Origin of the sequence: Paenibacillus sambharensis (genome assembly GCF_003233845.1) — a bacterium.
Taxonomy (GTDB): domain Bacteria; phylum Bacillota; class Bacilli; order Paenibacillales; family Paenibacillaceae; genus Paenibacillus_I; species Paenibacillus_I sambharensis.
The window spans coordinates 1-20958 of the sequence record NZ_QKRB01000036.1; the positions used below are offsets into that span (position 1 = coordinate 1).

Consider the following 20958-nt stretch of genomic DNA (forward strand, 5'->3'; position numbering starts at 1 on the left):
GTGTTACTCACCCGTCCGCCGCTAATCTTTAAAGGTGCAAGCACCTTCAAAGATCCGCTCGACTTGCATGTATTAGGCACGCCGCCAGCGTTCGTCCTGAGCCAGGATCAAACTCTCCATTAAAGTGACTTTCGATTTCAGCCGAAGGCTGATGTCGAATGTGCACAGAAGTTGAGTCTAACTTGCTCATTCTGTATTGCTTATCCATCATCCCATTAAGGAATGACAGGGCAGTTCGCTCGTTGTTCAGTTTTCAAAGAACAATTACGGAAGCATTCATCTTGCGATCTTCGCTCCGTCTTGCCTGTCCCTGCCGCTCTCGCGACCGGAATTAGAATATATCATAGTTCGTTACGTCTTGCAAGTGTTTGTTTTTTCCACTTGTTCGTATCCGGCTTGTTAAGCCGTTCACAGTACCTGCTGCCTTGTCGCTTGATCAGCGGCAGGAGTTATAGAATACACCTATCTGCTGCAAGATACAAGTGGAAGTTCACCCCAGCTAGAATATGTGTTCAATGAGTATGGGGGATATTTTACAGCCTAATCGTCATCCTCGAACAGATGCCTGAACACCGCGCCTCTATTCTCCAGAAACCTACGGGTTATCTGATAGTGATCGGTCTCTTCATAGTCCACCGCAGAAATCGGACTCGTATCGAAGCTGATGATCTCGGCATCCGGGTAGCCCATCAATATAGGTGAATGTGTAGCAATAATAAATTGCGAGGTCTCCGACAGGTCCTTAATAATCCGCAGCAATGCCAGCTGTCTTGCCGGGGACAATGCCGCCTCGGGCTCGTCAAGCAGATAGATGCCCCTGTCATGGAACCGATGGGTGAACAAGCTGAGGAACGACTCGCCATGAGACTGGCTGTGCAGCGACTTACCGCCGTAAACGTCCGTAAGACCTGTCTCATCTACATGTGTCGCAAACGCATAAAATGATTCTGCCCGCAGGAAGAAGCCTGTTGTGATTTTGGGCAGCCACGATAATCTCAAATAATCACCCAAGGCCGCTTCAGATGCATCCACGTGGTAGGCGTTGTTTCGTCCCCCGCCCGCTGTATGAAACCCGCACCCGTAAGCGATTGCCTCAAGCAGCGTCGATTTGCCGGAGCCATTTTCCCCAACGAAGAACGTGACATTCTGCTTTAATTCCAGCGTGGACATTCTATTAATCAGCGGCAGTGAAAATGGGTATTCCGATCGGCCGCTCATCTTATCCTTCAACAGCGTTACACCTCTGAGGTACACGGTTATCCCCCTATCTATGCGATAAGTGTCTCTTCTATATAAGTCTACCACTCTCTTAGCGGGGCTGCCACGGACCCAGAAGCTTACATAATTGTAATGCAGCTGAAAGGCAAATCGATGGCTGGCTTACAGGCAGCAGGTTACGATGATAGCAATTAAGAAGGGAGGGAATCAAGGTGCGTCTTGTTGAGCTGCTGCTTCTACTATTTAATACTGGCTGGCTTATTTTATCTATTGTCCAAAATCGCAAAATTCCTCTCGCTGCTGCAAGCGGAATAGGCGTCCTGCTGTTAGCCGTTCATGCGTTTACCGAAGGGTTCAGGGTGCAGATGCTGCTGTCTTATTTGGTGACCGTCTTGTTTGCGGCTGTAACCGTCTACTCCTTTGTCACAAGGGGGAAAATCCATAAACTCCCGCGTTACTTAAAGTTTATTGGCCGGGGTGCTGCCGCGGTCATGCTCCTGCTCACGATTGGTCTCATAGCGGCTTTCCCGGTGTTCAAGCTGCCCGAACCAGCTGGCGAATATCATGTGGGGACGCAAACCTTTCACTTCACGGATACAAATCGGGAAGAGCTGTTCGATGATAAGGCCGAAGGCTATAGAGAGCTGATGGTCCAAGTCTGGTACCCCGCCCAGGATACGCACGGCTCCCCCGTCCCTTTCATTGCAGACGAACGATTACTGATGGAAGAGCCGCTGTCCAAAACGCTCGGATTCCCGTCCGCTGCCATGGATTATTTGAAGTACGTCCCGAGCCACTCCTATGAAGGAGCCGAGATTTCTGCTGCCCAAGCTGCCTATCCGCTCATCCTGCTAAATCATGGCTACAAATCATCGCGGATCTATCACACGTCCTTGGCCGAGCATCTAGCCAGCCATGGTTATATTGTCGCTTCCATTGACCATACATACAGCTCGTTTGCTACCGTTTTTCCCGGGGGGCGGGTCGCCGCCATGCGGACGGATGAATATCGGATTGTTGAGACCGAATACCGGGATCAGGTTGGAGCCGTCTGGACGGGTGATGTAGCTTTCGTACTGGATCAATTTGAGAAAATAAACGCCGGGGAGCTCGCTTCAGGCCTGCATGGGAAGCTCGATATGCAGCACATAGGAGTTATCGGGCATTCTTTTGGCGGTGCTGCGGCGTATGACGCTTCTTATGATGACCGGATCACAGCCGGGATCAACCTGGATGGCGGACTCTACCGGTACCACGGCCGGGACGGATTTACGAAGCCGTTCATGTTTATGTTCTCGGAGAACACGTTTGACCGCTTCAACAAGGTCAGGCAGCACTATGTGTATACCGATGAAGAGCTCCAGGAGATGGGAGCGACAAGGGAGGAGATTGAGCAGGAAACCAGGGATGCCGAGGTGGAGATCAGCCATTTTCAAAACACGGCAAGACACGGCGGATACATCTTATATGTGGAAGGAATGTCGCATTATAATTTTGCCGATGTGCAGTTTCTTACGCCAATACTCCAGCTGATCGGCATGACGGGTGAAATCAATCCAGCGACGGCGGCTTCGATCGTGAACAGCTATACGCTGGATTTTTTTGACCGGTATCTGAAGGACAAGGACGGGGATTTGCTCGAAGGACCGAGTGAGACGTTCCCTGAGGTGAAAATCGCGACTCCGCTGTTTGACGGGGAGTAAATGGATGGGGGTTCACCAGGTCTGTGCGACGCAGCGCACGGGCCTTTCCTTTTCTATCTTCCAAATCCTATTATAATATGGAAAAAGAATTGTAGTCTCTGATAAAATGATAGAATCTAGTACTTCTTTCAAAAAAGGAGATTACATCTACTCATGAAACGCGCATGTGCCATTGTGCTAAGTACCGCTCTTATGTTTGGCAGCAGTGCTGCCCTTGCCAATCCCGCCGCCACAGCAGCTCCACGGGTCAGCATCCTGCTGGACGACTACGCACTGCCTTTTCCCGCTGAACCGATGATCACGCAGGGCACGACGATGGTGCCTTTCCGGGCAATTGCCGAAGCCCTCGGCATTAAGGTGACCTGGAATCAGTCACGCCAGGAGATAACTGCCACCAGCAAGCGGCAGGAAAATGCACCAAAGGTGGTGCTGACCGTCGGCAGCCGCCAGGCCAAAGTCAACGGCCAACCCGTTAATCTGAGCGTTGCGCCGCTGACACAGCAGGGTCATACCCTGATTCCGCTCAGCTTCTTCAGCCAGCAGTTCGGAGCAGGCGTTGGCTGGGATCAGAAGAGCCGAACCGTCTCTATTACCTCACCCCGCAGCGATATGTACACGTTGGGCTTCTATGCGCTGAGCTCCTTCGACGAGCGGGCGATGCTCCCCGAGCTTGACGCGGCTGCGTTTGGTTGGAGCCGGATTGATAAGGAAGGCAATTTTACGATTAGCGGTGCTGAATACCGCTGGCCGCAGGCGGCTGGCAGCATCACCCCGGAGTCTATTGTACAGGATGCGGCTGCTCAAGGTACTCTTCCCTATCTGATGGTGTACTCAGGCGATAGCTCGGGTGAGCTAACCAAGAATCTTGAAGATCCGGCCTTGCAGGAGCAGACAGTGAACAGCATCGTGGACACGGCGGTTCAGAAGGGTTTTAAAGGGATTAACCTGGATCTGGAGGGACTAGGCTGGAGCGGGGATAAGGCCAAAGCGATGAGTGATTATAACGAATTTGTGAAAAAGCTGTCCGCCAAGGCCAAGGCCAACGGCTTGAAACTCGGTGTCGTTCTTCATCCGCTCAACAGCGCCTATACCGGCTACGACTATGCCGCGCTGGGCAAGCTCGCCGACGAGCTGATCATTATGGCTTACGAATATGAGGGTGGTAAAAAGCCCGAGCCGCTGAACAAAGTGGATGAAGCGATCCGGCTTGCGCTGAAGGAGACCAGCAAGGACAAGCTTGTGCTCGGCATCTCCCTCGACAGCGAGAACGCCAAGTCCGTCAACGCCAAAATTGGCCTCGCCAAACGCTATGACCTCAAAGGCATCGCCCTTTGGCGCCTCGGCATCATCGGCCAGGAAGCCTGGCAGGCGATGCATCAAGCGATTGAGTTTAAGGGTTAGATTAAAAAAATAGAGCCAGTCAGGGGCAGGTTGCTGCCCTTGACTGGCTTTTGGACAACATATGTTTAAAAATATTCAATATAATATCCTGGAAACTTGTCTCTTCTTTCCATGCTTTCGAGCATTTCATTTAAACTTGTTTTTGGTACACCTAGTTCTTCATTCAGGACAGTCAATAAGTTCTCCCAAGTTCCTCCCTTATCCATAAGAAGCAACACATCAACTTCACAAATAGATGGCAGATATATTGCTTTTCCGAATCTTTTTGCAAATCGGCTTAAATCATTTCGCAGCCGACTCTGTAATAGTTCATCAACGGAGTTCCATCCAATTAGTAAACTGAATTCGAAGAAATGCTTTGTCAATTTAATATTAAACCCATGTACATTCTTATATTCAAGTTGACCTCGTATATTCACATACTCCACCGAGTCATTACCCTCTTTTGAATAGGTCCAAGTCCACTCTTCTTATTGGTTTTGTGTTTCTAACATTATCTCAGTAAGTTTTTTACATGCCAGCAATATATCAGACCCCGGATTTTGAAATATAGCTGTAAAAGCAGCTCCCACAATTACCTCCGATTATAAAGACCTTAAGACTTACTCAAGGCCTACAACATAAAATCTTCTTTCTATTTATCTAAAGCAATTACTCTAGGTCTCCTTTATCTCGGAATATTAAAACCATCTAGCCATGTAACAATGATCACTATTATTCCAATAATTATCATTATATAACTACCAATAATATATCGTTTGATTTCAGACTTAATTGGTTTCTTATTTTGATTATTTATCCCTGAAATTTTATATCTAATTTCAGGGAATTTAACCCCCAACCCTCCTCCAATGATAAAAAAAACAAAAACGGAAAGCGATACAATTATCTTTTCAGCCACTTACTTTCCTCCTAGAGGATAATACCACTATTATCCTAAACCTATTTTAAAGTTCGTGGTGTTAAAGCGGTCTTATTATCCTTTCTCCACCATTGCTTTTCCGGTCCAAAGTATATCATTTGCGCCATCTCAAGAGGAGAGTAATACTCAAATACACTATCGGGAAGATCCTCAGTTCCCCAGTGAAGGTTTAGTCGCAGAATTGCCTCCTCCCTTGAAATATCAAACTCCTTAATCATCTCATCAACTATTGCGAAACAGTCCATTTTACCTTCTTCTGAAACTGAAAATATAAACTCACTCAAATATATCGCTCCCTCACAGTATGAGTATACGTATTAATATGATCAGCCAAATTTTTATCATGAATAAATATCTGCCATTCATCACCCGTAACTTTTCCCCACACAGTTATACTCATCGCTCATATGATGATGCCGGAGGATTTTCAAACTAACTGAAATACTAAGCACAAACCGAATACTGTCAGTATTCGGCCAGATCTTCTCAAAGATTATATACAGAACGTAATTTTCTGTTTTGCGAGAAAACTATAGTTAAGACACGCCGTTAATATTATTCAACGGAGGACCTTCCCGGCGACTTTTTCAATATAAATAACCACACTATTTCTTAGTATCAGATATCTTTTTAAAATCAACAAATAATTTATAGAGTAAATTTTTCTGAAAAGTTAATACTCCAGTTTCTCCAACGTTAAGCCTTTCATAGTCACTTAAATCAGGCACTTTAATATCAACGCATTCGCCTTCAATCTCAAACTCTACATAGTATTCAGTTATTTGTGGTGAATTAGGAACGGCCCTCCACTTATCAATTTTCTTTTTCCGAACAGTAGCCACCCTACTAGTAGAATCTGTACCGCTAGGTCTACTCATCTTGCGGACAAAGAAATAACCTAAAACAATTAATACCATTACTACTGCAGCAATTGTACCTTTTATCAAGCGATTTATTCCTTCCTATGTTGTATTGATATTCTAATGGTGCAATGCAAAGCATAGTTTTCAGTGATATGTACAACATACAAGCCGCGTTATATTCATATATTTTCTCTCCTTCTGTTCAGTCTCATCCGTGCAGCTTTACAATTTAAAAATGACATTACCGTTGCTTCTACTTACATAGTGCCAGTCCCCTTTTTCTCGTACTAGAAAGTGGTTGCTATTCAATAGATAGGACATAACGTCTATATGCTCATATTCCCGATTTTTTACTAGAAACTGACCTTCCCTATCCATTACTCCCCACTTATCGTTATTCGCTACTAAAGCCACTCCCCCAATAAAGGGAAGGGCTTCATCGAAATTCGTATTAAATGCTGCATTTCCTTGTTTATCGATAAACGCGATTTTGCCATTCACCATTATGGAAGAGAAACCCTCTGAGAAATAATTGGGATTCGATAAAGTTTCCTCGATGACAATATTACCATTCCGATCCATAACACTAGACTTCAGGGTATAGGAATTACATAGTGCCGCTAACCCTTCCGAAAAGGTATCTGGAATGATGCCAGTTGGCATTTCAATCATCTTTTTCCCGCTTATGTCAATATAATAGTGATGATGTTCTACATCTTCGACCCAAGCTAAACCATTTACAAAAGGACCAGATTCCAAATACTGCGGTTCAATTAACACCTCACCATCGAGATTAATATAGCCGGTTTTATTATCCTTGGGTATTCTAATTACACCGCCATGTAACGATGCCCATGCTATTGGCTCATCAACTATATATTCGTTGTCTATGGAATTAATGGTTCTGCCTGTTTCTTCTATTACCTTATACTTATTGTTCTTCGAGACTAATGCTCTACCGTGCCGGAAAGGACCTGCGAATGAAAAATCCGGTTCAATTATTTGCATACCTTCTTCATTAATATAACCCCAGTTATCAAACACTCGTACTGCTGCTAGCCCATTACTGAAATATTCAACCTCATTATAGACAGGTTGTATCTTCACTTCACCGTTCAGATCAAAATACCCCCACTTCCCCTCTCTTTGGAAAGGGGTAAGATACGTTGTTTCACCATGAGGATATATACTTCTGCAGCTAGTTTTCCGTTCGCTCAAAACTTGGTCCTCCTTTCCTTTTCACTACTATTACTATTAGTAACTCTCCTGGCAATGAGGGAGCACAAGGCTTTCTTCCGGGAATAGAACAAAAGACCTACTACCTGCATCCAATATTATCTAATAAATCATGACATTGATATAGGTTTTTTAAAAATAAAACCCCCCGCTTCCGCGGAGGGCTTCTCTCATTCAAAATTTAGATCATATGGCGTACGCCGGTGTAGCACCCATAAATTAATTGTGGCAGGCCGTATACCCTTTACTTGGATCATAGGGTTCAACGAAGTCAATTGCCTGAGCCGCCCGCTCGATCGCTGCGTCACTCTCCAAAAGCTCGATAAACTTATCATAATGATGTTTATAGAGAGTCGCTTTTCATACAAAAAATAAACGACCGGGAGTCTGCTCCTGTTCATCTATGGATGTCGCTGCATTGATTTCAATCGAATCCATGCTGGAACACCAACAGATTGCGAGCATTGAATAAACCATCCTCTGCAGTACCAGTGAAATCTACCAAAATATATAATTACTGAGTAAGCAACTGATGACTAAAAGATGGTTTGGTACGTATCGACGACAAAGGTGTCCTGCTCTTTGATGAAAGTAACGGTCTCCTGCATACTGTATTTAGCCGGTTCACTGGTTTCGGTTAAATAGGTGATTGTGGCTGTCATACCCTCCATATTAATTTCGTAATCAACGACCCACGGGCTAGAGTCACCGATAATGAAATTCCAATCCTCGCCGCTTCGTCCGATCTGTTCCTGCTTAAACTTCTCCTTCGCTTGCTCTGACATCATTTCATATCGTGGCTTTCCGTCTCGTGTTTTTAGTGCATTGGCCCAAACATCGGCTAGCTCTTTCAAAGTTTCTGCTTCCTCTACCGAAATTTTTGATTGTCTTTGCATAGGCTGATCGTTATTTACATTCCCATTGGTTGAGGTCGCAGTACAACCACTCATGATAATAACCGAGCCGCAAAGCAGCGTATATACGATTTCCTTTAAATACGATTTACGCAAAAAAAACACTCCCCCCCATTTATCAGCATATAGCCGTAATGCTATATCGTTCCCACGAATTAATTAGCCGGCTCCATACTTCTTCAGCTCTTATCTTTCACTCGATCCTTGTAGCCCGTACCTGTCCGTATATCATTCTTCTCAAAACTACAGACGATATTTCCATTCCAAAAGTTTAATCGACTTTAAATAGGACTTTCTGAATGTGTGACAATGTCATAATAGTGTTCAACTATTTGGGGGATGGAAAAAGGTAGGTCTTCGCTTAAGATTCATCGCGAGCAACTGTAGGCTGATGACGGTGTCTCACTCGTAGATTTATAGAATAAGGCCAAACTTATAGTAAGGCTTGACCCAAATTTATTTAAATCGTTTCTTGTTTCAAACAATTTAATAGAGGGGGCGATTCTCCTTGACATGTATCAGTGCTTTACAACTTGTATGTTATTAATAAACCTGAGTTCCGCGGAGGGCTTCTCTCATTCAAAATTTAGATCATATGGCGCACGCCGGTGTAGCCCCCATAAACTAATTGTGTCAGGCCGTCTACCCTTTAATGGGAATATAGGGTTCAATGAACAACTGCACCATCTGCTCACACCCTCTCCACATAACGAAACACTTCAGCCGACCTCATTTCCCAGGACAGCAGCTCTCTCTCCAGCCTTAACACGATCATGCCGTGATAGATTGGCGGTTCTACTTCGTCTGCTCCTCTGGAGAACATACAATCGACGATATACTCACTCTTGTTCATTTTGGACTGCCTGATCGAGAGACTGGCATCTTCCAGCTTGAAGCCTTTGGCTTTCATATCAGTAACGAAGTCAGCGAGTGTTGTCTGAACGTCATGAGCAGCTTCACCCTGATAAGCCGATCTGAACTCTTGCTTGATAAACCGTTCGGCGGAGAGCATGTACTCACCTGCATATAGGGTAACGATACACAATCCTACTAATAGAGTCGCTAATATTCTCTTCACGCCAATGAATCCCCCTTGCCCAACCTATGTTCCTATATTGTGCACTTCCTGTCATACAATGTCTATTCCTAAATCCCCAGTTGTTATCCATTCTCTATTTTCCTTGCAATATGGCCCTCTGAAAAAACAAAGGCCCCCCGCATCCGCGGAGGGCTTCTCTCATTCAAAACTTAGATCATATGGCGCACGCCGGTGTAGCTGCCGCCCATGCCGCCTGTTGTGGCCGTGATGCCCATGCCGGCAGCCATTGGCTGGAACGTCTGGGACATCTGCTGGATGTCGTTCATCGGCATGCTTGGCACTTCGTAGTAGCCTCTGGCGTTCATCAGCTGCCAGATTTCGTAGGCCATCTGCTGACAGTTGTTTGCTGCCATAACATGCAGGGCACGAAGCTCCGGATCCACGCACTCGGTTGCCCACATCATACCGAACACCGAGCCAGCTTTGTGTGTAAGCAGGATCGCCGTCGAGATGGTGATGTCATTCACACGGGACGGGCTCTCCATGTTCATCACCGGTGCAGGAATCATATGCGGGTCCTGGAAGCCGGTGTGCGGACGGTACTGCGCCTGCGGCTGGTACATGCTGAGCCGGGACATGTCCATCCCTCTGTTCTGCAATACACTTACTGCACGCTGCAGCGTCGAGTTCATCGACTGAATGTGACGGTACAGCATATCCTGCATGTCACGGTCAGATGTCATGGAAGCGAACAGCGCATGCAGCTCGATGTCCGTCGTTATTTTTCGCATCAATTCATTAGTAGCCAGAAACTCATGGGATGCCCAGGTTCTCATTATCCAAAATCCACCCTTCCAGGAATATGTTGACCTGGTTATTATCCCTGCTGCAGGCGGCTGTTATTCAGCTGCGACCCCTACATTGCTCACCTTGCTGCGCCGCCCTCCGGGCGGACGGTTAACGAAATAAATACTGCTGAGAATGAACAGGAAGCCTGCCACCAGCGATAAAGTGAATGGTTCGTTGAAGAAGATCGTGCCGATCACTATCGCAACCAGCGGAATAAGGAACGTAAACGAGGCGACCTTGCCCGCTTCACCCGAATCCATCAGACGATAGAAGACAATCCAGCCGATCCCGATTACCAGAATCGCGATGAACAGCAGCGTTGCAATGAAAGACGGCGCCCATACGATGTCCGACCAGCTCTCTACACTGGAACCGACAGCGGTCGTGAACGCTCCGCCAATGATCAGCTGCAGCGTGACCAGCCAGATCGGGTCCACTCTTGGCGTTACCTTCTTCACATAGATCGTGCCGAGCGCCCAGCTCAGCGAGGAGCCGAGGGCCAGCAGCACGCCCGCAACCGAGATATGACCGGACAGCCCGTCAGCTCCGCTGCTGATTATGGCTACCCCGGTGAAGCCCATGATCAGGCCTGTTATTTTCAGCACATTCATCGACTCTCCCAGCCACATCCAGGCGAACAAGCCGACCAGCACCGGCTGCAGGAAGACGATCGCCGAGAACAGCCCCGCCGGCAAATATTCAAGCCCGATCGTCTGCAGCCCATAGTAGAGCACCACGTTCACGACCGCCGAGACGAAATAGATGTACCAGGTTTCCTTGAACCGGAGCCGTTTGAACCGGGGAACCGCAACAAGCAGCAGGACAAGCCCGCCGATCAGCGTCCGGGTCCCCGAGAACAGCACGGGCGGCATATAGTTCAGCGCATATTTGGACAACGGCCAGTTAATTCCCCACACCACAATTAGAAAAACAAGCAGCAGCCCCGTCTGCAGCTTCGTCAGCTTATGCATCTCCCATTTCTCCTTACCAGTCAGTCACGAATATCAAGTCCAATTGTTAATCATACGCCCCTTACCTAAAGTAATCAACTTCAGATATATGAAGTTTTTCATAACCTATATACATACCTATTAGGTATATAGTACTCTCAGGAAGAGCACGCAGTGAGCAGCTGCGGTAATGTGAATCCCACATGCAAGGAGGCAGACTGGATGGAATTCGTGATTCTTGGCCTGCTGCTGATTCGCAGCCTGTCCCAGTATGACATCAAGGCCATTCTGGAGCGGAAAATATCCCCTTTCTACAGCCCCAGCCTCGGCAGTATTCAAGCGGCACTGAAGAAGCTGCAGGCTGGCGGCCGCCTTGAGCTGCATGCTGATGAGAACAGCCCTCGCGGCAGGAAGCTGTATACCATAACGCCCGAAGGCAAGCAGCACTTCATGACCTGGATGCTGGCGCCATTCTCGCATGGCCGGCTCGAGCAGGAGGCGACGACGAAGCTTTTCTTCCTTGGACTTGTATCACCAGCTGAACGCTTAGCTATTGTGCTGGATATGACAAGGGTGCTGGAAGCGAATGTTCAAGAGTTCGAGGCGGCATATGCAGAAGCCAAGACCCGTCTGAGTTCAGGTGAAACGCCCGTACATCTTGCGGAGATCGCCCGGTTTCAGCTGAAGACGCTGGAGCTTGGGCTGCATGACCAGCGGAGCATGCTGGCGTGGTTTACGAGTCTTGCAGAGGAACTGGAGGCAGAGACCGATGGATAATGCGAAGAACACGAAGAAACTGACGTTCAAGAACGCCAGCATTGCCTACACGGTGAGCGGGAACAAGAGCGGGGAGACAATCCTGATGCTGCATCCGGCGTTCACGGACCGGACGATTTTCGAGCCGCAGCTCGCTTACTTTCAGAAGCGGTACCAGCTCATTCTCGTTGATCTGCCTGGTCACGGGGAGAGCCAGGTCGGCGGGACGAAGGTCACACTTGAGGATATGCCGGACATTCTGGACCGTATTCTATCTGAAAATAACACCGCCGACTGCCACGTTCTCGGCGTCTCGCTCGGCTCTCTGGCTGCTCAGGCCTTCGCCGACCGCTGCCCTGACCGCGTGAAATCCGTGATCGTCGTTGGCGGGTATTCCGTACACAAGGCCAATAAGCCGATCCTGAAGGCCCAGCGCCGGGAAGGGCTGCGGTGGCTGTTTTACATTCTCTTCTCCATGAAGAGCTTCCGCGCTTATGCCGCCGCCATGGCGTGCCATACAGCCGAAGGGCGGGAGCGCTTCGCGCGCGGTGCAGCACATTTCAACCGGCGGTCGTTCGCCGCAATGGCGGGTACGAAGCGTTTTTTCGTCCCGCGGTCTGAACCTGCTGCCTACCCGCTGCTGCTCGTTATCGGCGAGCATGATCTGCAGCTGGTCCGTGATGCGGCAGCCGAGCTGCAGCGGCTTGAAGCCGGAGCTGAGCTGGTGCTTATCCCGGACTCAGGCCACTGCGCCAACGTTGATACGCCGGATGTGTTCAACAGGCTCGTGGACAGCTTCCTGCAGCGCCTGCGCTCTACTTCGCACAGCGAGGCACACGAGCCGACAGGTGGGTAAGAATTTCCTGCGGGATGGTGCCGACATGATCGGCCATCTGCTGCACCGTAATTTCGCGATCTCCCTGCCGGCCCAGCAGCGTGACCTTGGTACCAACCGGACATCGATGCGGCAGCCGGATCATCAGCTGATCCATGCAGACATTGCCGGCAATCGGCGCCTTCTTCCCCTCCACCAATACGTGAAACTGCTTCAAGCTGCGAAAATAGCCATCCGCATAACCGACCGGGATCGTTGCAATCCACTCATCCGCCGCAGCTTGATACGAGTTGTCGTAGCCCACATACGTACCGGCGCGCACCTTCTTCACATGGACGATCTCCGCATGCAGGGAGATCGTCGGCTTCAGCTCGATCCCAACCTCACGCCGCACATCTTCGCCATACGGATACACGCCATGCAGCGCCGCGCCTACCCGCACCATATCCATCGCCAGCTGGGGAAAACGCATCGCCGCCGCACTGTTCGCACAGTGTGCGGCCACACCGCGAAAGCCGCTGTCACCGACCCAGCGGCGCATCTCGTAGAACCGCATCAGCTGCCGGCTGTAGTAGGCCATATCATGGTGATCAGCTGTGGCAAGATGGGTGTAGACCCCTTCCACGGAATAAGCGCCTGAACGCAGCAGCGGCACCATCCGCTCGAACTCCTCCCTCTCCCGCAGGCCGATCCGCCCCATCCCGGTGTCCATCTTGATGTGGACGGAGAGCCTTCCAGCTGTCATCTTGTACCTCTTGGCCTCTGCCAGCCATTCCGCCTGAAACACAGGAACCGCCGCCCGGTATTGGATCGCCAGGTTAATATCCTGCGGCCGGATCGGAGTCAGCACCAATATGGGCGCTTCAATGCCGTGCTGCCTGAGCCGGACGGCCTCATCCAGCACACTGACAGCAAGCTGGTCCGCTCCGGCCTTCAGCACAGCGTTAGCGGAAGCGGTCAGCCCGTGACCATAAGCATCCGCCTTCACGACCGCCATGAACTGCGTCTCCTGCGGGAGCCTGCTCTTGATCATCCGCAGATTGGCGCCAATATGATCCTCATGCACCTCCAGCCAGACCGGGCGGCGGTCAGCGGTCACTCCGGTGTGCTGCTCCGCTGTTCCCGCCGCAGAACCGGGGGCTGCCATAGTTCCTGATATGGTGTCCGATATGGTGCCCGATTTGGTGCCTGATTCGGTGCCTGATTCGGTGCCTGATATCGTGCTTGATGTGGTGTCTGTCATGGCCCTTGTCCTGGCCCCTGTCATGGTCCCTTTCATGACGCCACACTCTCCTCTGTCCGCAGCGCAGTAATAATATCCTCCAGCTGCAGGGCCCGTGAGCCCTTGATCAGCACCACGCTTGGTTCTCTCAGCTGCTCCCGCAGCAGTTCGGTGATCGCTGCCTTATCCTCACAGTGCAGCACGGCTGCCTGCGGATAACGGGCACGTGCCGCCGCTCCCAGCTCTGCGGCCATTTCCCCGATAGTCACCAGCAGATCGATCTGCTCCATCTGAAGCTCGCTGCCGATATTCCGGTGCAGCTCCGCTGCTTCCTCGCCAAGCTCAACCATGTTGCCGATGACGGCGATTTTCTTCTTGTCCGGATGTACGCAGTACAGCATATCCAGTGCGGCCCGCAGGCTCGCCGGATTGGATTTGTATGCATCATTAATGACCAAACTAGAGCCCAGACGGATTTGCTCGTTCCGCATTCCGGTCACCGCCGCCTCACGCAGTCCCTGTCGGATATTCTCATACGTTACGCCGCAATAACGCGCCGCCGCAATCGCGCCAAGCGCATTCAGCATCTGATGCCGGCCGAGCAGCGGCGTGAACAGTACCGGGCATGCCCGGTCCGAGATCGTGAAGGTCGTGCCGGTCTCGTTCGTCACATAGCCGGTCGGATAATAGGCATGCCCGGCTTCCGAGCCGAACGGGACAAGCTTAAGCTCGTCAATAAGTGGATTCGCACCAAGCGCCCGGACGAACTGCGGGTTATCCGCATTATAGATGAGGGGACTGCCGGGCTGCAGGCCCTGCATGATTTCCAGCTTCGCCTCAATAATCCGCTCTCTGGTATGGAGATCGCCCAGATGCACCTCGCTGATGCTCGTAATAATGGCTGCATCCGGCTGTGCCAGACGGCTCAGCATGGCGATCTCGCCCAGATCCGACATCCCCATCTCCACAACGGCCATCTCCGTATCCTCTTCCAGCTGCAGCAGCGTCAGCGGCACGCCCAGATGATTGTTGAAGTTGCCCGGCGTCTTCTGCGTCTTGAAAGTGGTAGCGAGCAAGCCAGCCAAAATATCCTTCGTCGACGTCTTGCCATTGCTGCCTGTAATGCCGATCACCTTCGTCTTCAGATGGCTGCGGTAGGCAGCCGACAGCTGCTGGATCGCGGCCAGTGTGTCATCCACAAGCAGCAGCGGGATGGTCAGGCCATCTGGGATCACAACGTCCCGGCACCACAGCGCGGCAGCCGCGCCATTGTTCACCGCATCCTGCACGAAATCATGCCCGTCAAACCGTTCGCCCCGGATCGGCACGAACAGACTGCCCGGCTTTGCCGCGCGGGTATCCGTCATAACGCCTTCAATCAGCCGGTCTGTCTCCACCATTGCATTCCTATTCGCATTCGTATTCGCAAGCTCAGCCCCAGCCATAGCCGCGAGTTCGTTAATGGTCCGTCTAATCATGCTTCCACCCCCTGAAGTGCTGTCACCTGTTTGCCTGCATGGCGCTCCATCGCCAGCTCAATAAGCCGGTCAAGCAGCTGCGTATAGGTCGTTCCCGCCGTCTTCTCCCAGAGTACGGGGAACATGCTGTTTTTCGTAAAGCCCGGCAGCGTGTTTACTTCGTTCAGGTAGATATCTCCGCGGTCTGTCACGAAGAAATCCGTCCGCATCAGTCCGCTTCCATCCAAGGCACGGAACAGAGACAGCGTCATGGCGCGCAGCTTCTCGTAGACCGGGGCTGATAGTTTGGCAGGAATACGCTTGATGAGCGTGCCGCTTTCGTATTTTTTCTCATAGCTGAAAAAGTCCGCTTCACGGACGAACTCGCCCGCGACCGAGCAGACCGGCCGCTCGTTGCCGAGCACCGCAAGCTGCACCTCCCGCCCCTTGATCTCCTGCTCCACCAGAATCTTGCCGTCATAGCGGAATGCTTCCGTGATGGCTACCACCAGCTCCTCCCGGTTCGCACAGCAGCTGATCCCGATGCTCGACCCGAGCTTCGCAGGCTTCACATAGCATGGATAGCCGATCAGCGTTTCGATCCGCTGGCACCACTGCGCCTCCTCCTGCTCCCAGTCCTGGCGGTGAAAGTACAGATACTCGGACTGCGGTATGCCTGCTGCTGCGGCGATTTTCTTCGTCATCGTCTTGTCGATGGAAGCCGCCGATGCGCCTACCCCGTTGCCCACATATGGAATGTTCAGCAGCTCCAGCATGCCCTGCACCGTGCCGTCCTCTCCGTATTCGCCGTGCAGCGCCGGGAAGACGCATGCCCCGCCGTCTCCATCTGCAGCCAGTCTGGCCAGAAAATCAGCCGCCGAACTCGCGGCGCTTACTGTGCTCCCTGTCTGTGCCCGAAGCTCCTCCACCGAAGCAAGCTCGTGTGTCACCGGCTCAAGCGGCTGCCAGCAGCCCTCCCTGGAAATATAGACCGGTACCACGCGGTACAGCTGTTTGTTCAATCCATTGATGATGGTCATGGCCGTGACCAGCGACACCTCATGCTCGGGCGATCTGCCCCCGCAAAGCACATATATATTTTTCATCATGCTACTCTCTCCTCCGAAACCGGCAGCGCCGTGTATTTCATGCTTGTCTCCAAGTATAGGACCCAACCTTTTCTTTTCCGGAAAGAAAGTATTAACGTTCCTTACGATTTCATTTAAGAAAGTCTTAATTAATGATTAAGCCGGGGGCCGAAGGGGGTGACTACAGTGACAGCAAAAAAACCGCAAGGCCAGCGCGATGGGCGCCAAACCTGCGGTTTCTGTTATAGGTGTGTGTATTTGGATTAACGGATTGCCTGCCGGGCTGTACTGGATGATCCTCGCGGGATGATATCCTTGCGGCGGTATACGCTGAGCAGCAGTCCGAGCAACAGGAAGTCAGTCACTGTATTCGTGCCACCGAAGCTGACAAAGGGGAGCCGCACACCTGTAAAGGGCGCCAGCCCGATGATCATCAGTACCGACCACGAAATCTGAACCATGAACAGTGCAGCTATCGCTGCTGTCAGACCTTGTCCGAACGGCTCGCGTGCCTTCTTTGAAACCTTAATAGTCCGATAAAAGAAGCTTACAGCCATTGCAATTAATCCACCGCCCGCCACCCAGCCGAAACAGTAAATAAAGTAGGGCAGCAGCGTATCTGTATGTATATAAGAGAGCCAGTCATTTACAGCGGAGAAGCCATTGCCCCACCAGTCTCCATCTTGGATGGCCTTAAGAGTGCTTGTATAATAATAACCATCCCCTAGCGGGTCATCCTTCGCATACATAAATGATAACAGCCGATCCCGCAATCGCTCGGATGAATATAAGGTAACGAGCAATAGGCCGATCCAAGCCATAAGTATGCCCACAAGTTGAGTCCATCTGATCCGCATTCGTACTAACACAGCTACCAGTGCAGCCATATAGATGACGCCCTCCGTATAGACCCCCATCTGCATAAACAGAATGACAGGCAGCAGCCCCCGAAAAATAAACTGCAACGCGATTTCCTTCCAGCCCAACTGGTAGGCAGGACGCATGCCGGAGAGTCCGATAATGAGCAGAATTATAGCCATTCTGGGCACGTATATGACCAGCGAAGCAATACCTATCCATGCCGATACGCCGTTGACTTTAATCGCAACTAGCGGACTTATCGCAAGCAGTACTAACCCTGCCGCGAAGAACAGCTCCGACCATCGTTTCAGCCTGCGGTAATCGAAGAACCAGAAGGCTGCCATTATAGCTATCCCTGTTCCGGCAAAGAACAGCTGTTTATCGAGAAGCCCGTACATGCCATTCTCCAACTTCTTATAGACGGTATCGACATTAAACATCATAAAGATCCCAGTACCCGCCAGCAGCAGCACCAAGATGAGCAGCCCCCACTCTGTTCTTGGACGGTGAGCCGCATGCAGCCCTTTGCCGATTGCTGTCGGGTCGCCCATTGCTTGAATCGCCCTCCGGATCGCATCTTCTTCCGAAGCTCCCGACATCATCATCGTCTCCACATGGTCCTCAATGTGTCCGTACAGCTCCGCCTTAATTTCTTTATGCATTTCGCCTGTCTTAACATGCTCACAGACGGACGCAGCGAACTGCTGGACCTCTATTCGTTCCCTGATTCGCATCATGATCCTCCTCTCCGGCGTTATTGCCACCTGCTGCAGCGCTCTTCTTTACTTCTGAGCGGTCCACGGCTCGCATCATACGCCCCCCTCCCCAATCACCCGGTCGACGGCCGTGCGGAACAGCTGCCACTCCGCCTTGCGCTCTTTTACATGCTGCTTTCCCTTGTCCGTAATCCGGTAGTATTTGCGCTTGCGTCCGTCATGCACCTGCCAGTAAGACTCGACCCAGCCCTCGGCCTCCAGCGTATGCAAAATCGGATACAGCGTCCCTTCCTTAAACGCGAACACCCCTTCCGACTGCCGCTCGATTTCGCGAATCAGCTCATAGCCGTACTGGTCCTGCTTGGCAAGCGTCGTCAGCACCAGCACAGCCGTACTGCCTTTCAGCAGCTCCTTGTTTACCTTCATATTGGCTTCCATCCTTCCTTCTGTGGAACAGTGCGGTAAGAAGCATACTGGTATTCGGGGGAAACACCTTGCTTCTCTTACCAGTCTCCCCATACCTAGATTAACGATACATAGTTATTCTAGGTATTAGTTTACACATTCATCCTTAGTTTAGCAAGTCCTGGAATCCGCCTATTATATCAGATGCAAGTCATACCCGTGCAATTGTATAATAGGAGCAGATGAGGGAATGATTTTAATCGTAGGAGTTGAACCGGGTATGGACTTTATTTTGGACAAAATGGAGCATAAGATCGAGTTCTTTCAGGACTATGACCTGAAGGCGCTTGAGCGCAGAATTGAGGAGCAGATTGACCTGAACAAGGCCCTGATGCTCGGCGTGCACTCGGTGCAGCATCAGGTTACCTTTGATCCGAATCGCAACAAGATGCTGTATTCGGCTGTGGTGCATTTTCGCGCAAGCTAGAGCTGCCAATTATAACACTCGGTGTCCCGGCATAAAACCGCCCGCCCCGTGACACAATGAGACCGCTGACCTTTACGCCAGAGCGGGACGGGGGTGACAGCAGATGAGCAAGCAGCAGGGACACGCAGCCCAGAACACAACGAAGCGAACCCACGACCGCAAGAACAATGCCAAAGGCAACAACCATTAATTTTGCAGCTTAGCCAAGCTACACGGATGCCTCCTCTTGAATGAGGGGGCTTTTGAACATGCCTACGCTTCCGCGTGATGCGCGCATGTATTTCTGACAACAACTACAAGGCAGTTGCTTTTCTAACGAATGTGAGCGGCGTTATTAAGCGTATCCGGGATGAATTCGGCATTTTTTTACACAATAGCGTTACACAGATTCGTTACAAGCACAGACTGGCCTTCTACAGCCCAAATAACGTGTGCAGGATTCGTTAGCCGTCAGGAATTGACTCTTCAGGCGGGCCGTCACAATCAAGGATGTAATTGATGAAGCTGAATACTGACGGAACTTACCAAACGATTAAATTCACTCTCCATATTACTTAACAGCTCCTGCGCTTTATTCTGTTCGGTAAAGGACCGTTCTAAAGATCGGACATCTTTATTGTCCATGTAATGTTCTATAAAGCCCAGCGCATCCAGATAACGATCACAGATGTCACCCGTATAGTAAATGGCGGAAGGGCGATCCGACAGACCTGTTTTCAGGCGGCCCATCATCTCACCGAAGCTTTTAGAATCGCTTTCTGCTTTAATACCGCCGATCAGATGCTTTAGATTTTTTATATCCTTTGCCACCGGATCATTAATTAGCAGCTTGGTATAGATTTCTGCAAAAGATCGGTCAGCCCGGCTTAGTGACTGAAACACTCCCTTGTTAAACAGGTGCAGCATCTCTAAGCTCTCTATATAAGGGGCTCGCCTGTCCGAGATTTCAACCACATTACCTTTCTTAACCGCATGCAAACCAACCTGGTTAAACAGATAGATCGGTACCATTGTACGATTGTTTATTATAACTGGAGGAACATCCGCTGTTGTTTGTTTAATCTCTTTACCTCCCCATACAATCTTCATGATTGAAAGCCCATCGAACTGTTTTCCTTGCCCGTCAGCAGTCGAAGAGGCCAACAAGAGAACGGCCAACAAGCCAATTACCAATACCTTTAGCTTATTCATTATTACCTCCAATAATAATTTGAGTTCTAAACTTAAGCTTTAAAATGCGCCACCGGCATTAACTCAGTCATCCGTTATTGTCTGCAGACTTACCATATTCTTGTTGTAATCTACTTACTATTTTATTGAATTCAGTGATTGTAACTTGCTCCCCTTGTGTTAAGCCAATCAATGGGTGATCTTTCAACGGAAGTACCGTTTGTTCTCCGTTTTCCCATTTTACTCCCAAAGCATAGATACCATATTGTTGATCGTAAATTAACCTGGTTATCGCCTTACTCCCGACTAATTCCCTTGATTTAGCAAGATCCGTGGCGAATGACAGATTATTCTTGATGCTGGAGATCTGCCATTGTCCACCGGAGTTCTCGGCAAATATAATTCCCGATGGCTTGCCAGCTGCAAGAATATTGAATATATAGCCGCTAAAATTAAGCTCCCCATCTGACCCAACCGTCCAATATGGCACTCCATTCTCCAGCTTAGCGATATTAATGGCGGTTTCAACTGAACTATCAAAGGCATGCTTCAAGGAACCTTTGTAGCCTTCAAAATCCGCTGCAATCGCAGCCTTTATATCGGGATCAGCCATGCTCACAATGGTTTTGGGGTCCTCTGCAGAGATAGAGCCGGGAACCATAAGGCACATAGCCAATACAAAAGATACAGCCAACTGCCGAAACTTCATGTTTATACGGCCTCCCCTTATCTAGACATAATTACGATAACCGTTTACCGACATCGATGTCGGGATAACTACTGAAACAGACGTCAGAGATTAACAGAGGGTTGCAGTAATTCTTGTAAAAATTTGGGGTATTTATGCTCATTCCCCTGCGGGAACA

The 20958-nt window shown here is 50.0% G+C and carries 22 protein-coding genes and 1 rRNA gene; 5 read left to right on the plus strand and 18 right to left on the minus strand.

Annotation, left to right across the window (positions count from 1 at the left end):
* Positions 1-123: ribosomal RNA gene (locus DNH61_RS05465) — 16S ribosomal RNA — on the minus strand; the annotation flags it as partial.
* A gap of 417 nt (positions 124-540) precedes the next feature.
* Positions 541-1254, minus strand: a complete 714-nt coding sequence (locus tag DNH61_RS05470; RefSeq protein WP_111145665.1) for an AAA family ATPase — start codon at positions 1252-1254, stop codon at positions 541-543.
* Between the two features lie 176 nt (positions 1255-1430).
* On the opposite strand from DNH61_RS05470, the gene DNH61_RS05475 reads away from it, so the two are divergent.
* On the plus strand, positions 1431-2921 hold the full coding sequence (locus tag DNH61_RS05475) for an alpha/beta hydrolase family protein (protein WP_111145666.1): 1491 nt from the start codon (positions 1431-1433) through the stop codon (positions 2919-2921).
* 153 nt (positions 2922-3074) lie between these two features.
* A complete protein-coding gene (locus DNH61_RS05480; protein ID WP_111145667.1) occupies positions 3075-4322 on the plus strand; it encodes a stalk domain-containing protein in 1248 nt (415 codons plus the stop codon).
* Between the two features lie 65 nt (positions 4323-4387).
* On the opposite strand, the gene DNH61_RS05485 is transcribed toward DNH61_RS05480, so the two are convergent.
* From DNH61_RS05485 to DNH61_RS05525, 9 genes are all read right to left on the minus strand, one after another.
* A complete protein-coding gene (locus DNH61_RS05485) occupies positions 4388-4750 on the minus strand; it encodes a hypothetical protein (RefSeq protein ID WP_111145668.1) in 363 nt (120 codons plus the stop codon).
* 239 nt (positions 4751-4989) lie between these two features.
* Positions 4990-5223: a hypothetical protein gene (locus tag DNH61_RS05490; RefSeq protein ID WP_111145669.1), complete on the minus strand. Its 234-nt coding sequence runs from the start codon at positions 5221-5223 to the stop codon at positions 4990-4992.
* 41 nt (positions 5224-5264) lie between these two features.
* Positions 5265-5528: a hypothetical protein gene (locus DNH61_RS05495; protein ID WP_146240949.1), complete on the minus strand. Its 264-nt coding sequence runs from the start codon at positions 5526-5528 to the stop codon at positions 5265-5267.
* 321 nt (positions 5529-5849) lie between these two features.
* The gene (locus DNH61_RS05500; RefSeq protein WP_111145671.1) at positions 5850-6191 is read right to left on the minus strand and encodes a DUF2500 domain-containing protein; all 342 of its coding nucleotides are present in this window, start codon (positions 6189-6191) and stop codon (positions 5850-5852) included.
* 138 nt (positions 6192-6329) lie between these two features.
* Positions 6330-7325: a WG repeat-containing protein gene (locus DNH61_RS05505; RefSeq protein ID WP_111145672.1), complete on the minus strand. Its 996-nt coding sequence runs from the start codon at positions 7323-7325 to the stop codon at positions 6330-6332.
* Between the two features lie 554 nt (positions 7326-7879).
* Complete coding sequence (locus DNH61_RS05510) at positions 7880-8353, minus strand: hypothetical protein (RefSeq protein ID WP_111145673.1); 474 nt, start codon at positions 8351-8353, stop codon at positions 7880-7882.
* A gap of 595 nt (positions 8354-8948) precedes the next feature.
* A complete protein-coding gene (locus DNH61_RS05515; protein WP_146240950.1) occupies positions 8949-9335 on the minus strand; it encodes a hypothetical protein in 387 nt (128 codons plus the stop codon).
* A 170-nt stretch (positions 9336-9505) separates the two neighbouring features.
* The gene (locus DNH61_RS05520) at positions 9506-10132 is read right to left on the minus strand and encodes a spore coat protein (RefSeq protein ID WP_111145675.1); all 627 of its coding nucleotides are present in this window, start codon (positions 10130-10132) and stop codon (positions 9506-9508) included.
* 63 nt (positions 10133-10195) lie between these two features.
* A complete protein-coding gene (locus tag DNH61_RS05525; protein WP_111145676.1) occupies positions 10196-11116 on the minus strand; it encodes a DMT family transporter in 921 nt (306 codons plus the stop codon).
* Between the two features lie 201 nt (positions 11117-11317).
* Between DNH61_RS05525 and DNH61_RS05530 the strand changes: the two genes are divergently transcribed.
* Both DNH61_RS05530 and DNH61_RS05535 read left to right on the plus strand, forming a co-directional pair.
* Complete coding sequence (locus DNH61_RS05530; RefSeq protein WP_111145677.1) at positions 11318-11872, plus strand: PadR family transcriptional regulator; 555 nt, start codon at positions 11318-11320, stop codon at positions 11870-11872.
* Positions 11865-12707: an alpha/beta fold hydrolase gene (locus tag DNH61_RS05535; RefSeq protein WP_181438589.1), complete on the plus strand. Its 843-nt coding sequence runs from the start codon at positions 11865-11867 to the stop codon at positions 12705-12707. Before DNH61_RS05530 ends, DNH61_RS05535 begins: the two co-directional genes overlap by 8 nt.
* Here the strand turns inward: DNH61_RS05535 and alr are convergent.
* From alr to DNH61_RS05560, 5 genes are all read right to left on the minus strand, one after another.
* Entirely contained in the window at positions 12667-13965 is a 1299-nt protein-coding gene (alr, locus tag DNH61_RS05540) for an alanine racemase (RefSeq protein ID WP_245947954.1), read from the minus strand. The two genes, DNH61_RS05535 and alr, sit on opposite strands and share 41 nt — an antisense overlap.
* Positions 13962-15386 carry a UDP-N-acetylmuramoyl-tripeptide--D-alanyl-D-alanine ligase gene (locus DNH61_RS05545; protein WP_111145679.1) on the minus strand — a complete coding sequence of 475 codons (1425 nt, stop codon included), beginning with the start codon at positions 15384-15386 and terminating at the stop codon, positions 13962-13964. The genes alr and DNH61_RS05545 overlap by 4 nt, the downstream gene beginning before the upstream one ends.
* Entirely contained in the window at positions 15383-16474 is a 1092-nt protein-coding gene (locus DNH61_RS05550; RefSeq protein ID WP_111145680.1) for a D-alanine--D-alanine ligase family protein, read from the minus strand. Before DNH61_RS05550 ends, DNH61_RS05545 begins: the two co-directional genes overlap by 4 nt.
* A gap of 242 nt (positions 16475-16716) precedes the next feature.
* The gene (locus DNH61_RS05555; protein WP_111145681.1) at positions 16717-18051 is read right to left on the minus strand and encodes an FtsW/RodA/SpoVE family cell cycle protein; all 1335 of its coding nucleotides are present in this window, start codon (positions 18049-18051) and stop codon (positions 16717-16719) included.
* Positions 18052-18123: 72 nt separating this feature from the next.
* The gene (locus DNH61_RS05560) at positions 18124-18456 is read right to left on the minus strand and encodes a PadR family transcriptional regulator (RefSeq protein WP_111145879.1); all 333 of its coding nucleotides are present in this window, start codon (positions 18454-18456) and stop codon (positions 18124-18126) included.
* 259 nt (positions 18457-18715) lie between these two features.
* Here DNH61_RS05560 and DNH61_RS05565 point away from each other — a divergent pair, with 259 nt between their 5' ends.
* Positions 18716-18922: a DUF2536 family protein gene (locus DNH61_RS05565; protein WP_111145682.1), complete on the plus strand. Its 207-nt coding sequence runs from the start codon at positions 18716-18718 to the stop codon at positions 18920-18922.
* Between the two features lie 483 nt (positions 18923-19405).
* Here DNH61_RS05565 and DNH61_RS05570 read toward each other — a convergent pair whose 3' ends face one another.
* Entirely contained in the window at positions 19406-20113 is a 708-nt protein-coding gene (locus DNH61_RS05570; RefSeq protein WP_111145683.1) for a stalk domain-containing protein, read from the minus strand.
* Between the two features lie 67 nt (positions 20114-20180).
* Positions 20181-20801, minus strand: a complete 621-nt coding sequence (locus tag DNH61_RS05575; protein WP_111145684.1) for a hypothetical protein — start codon at positions 20799-20801, stop codon at positions 20181-20183.
* Positions 20802-20958: the final 157 nt, after the last annotated feature.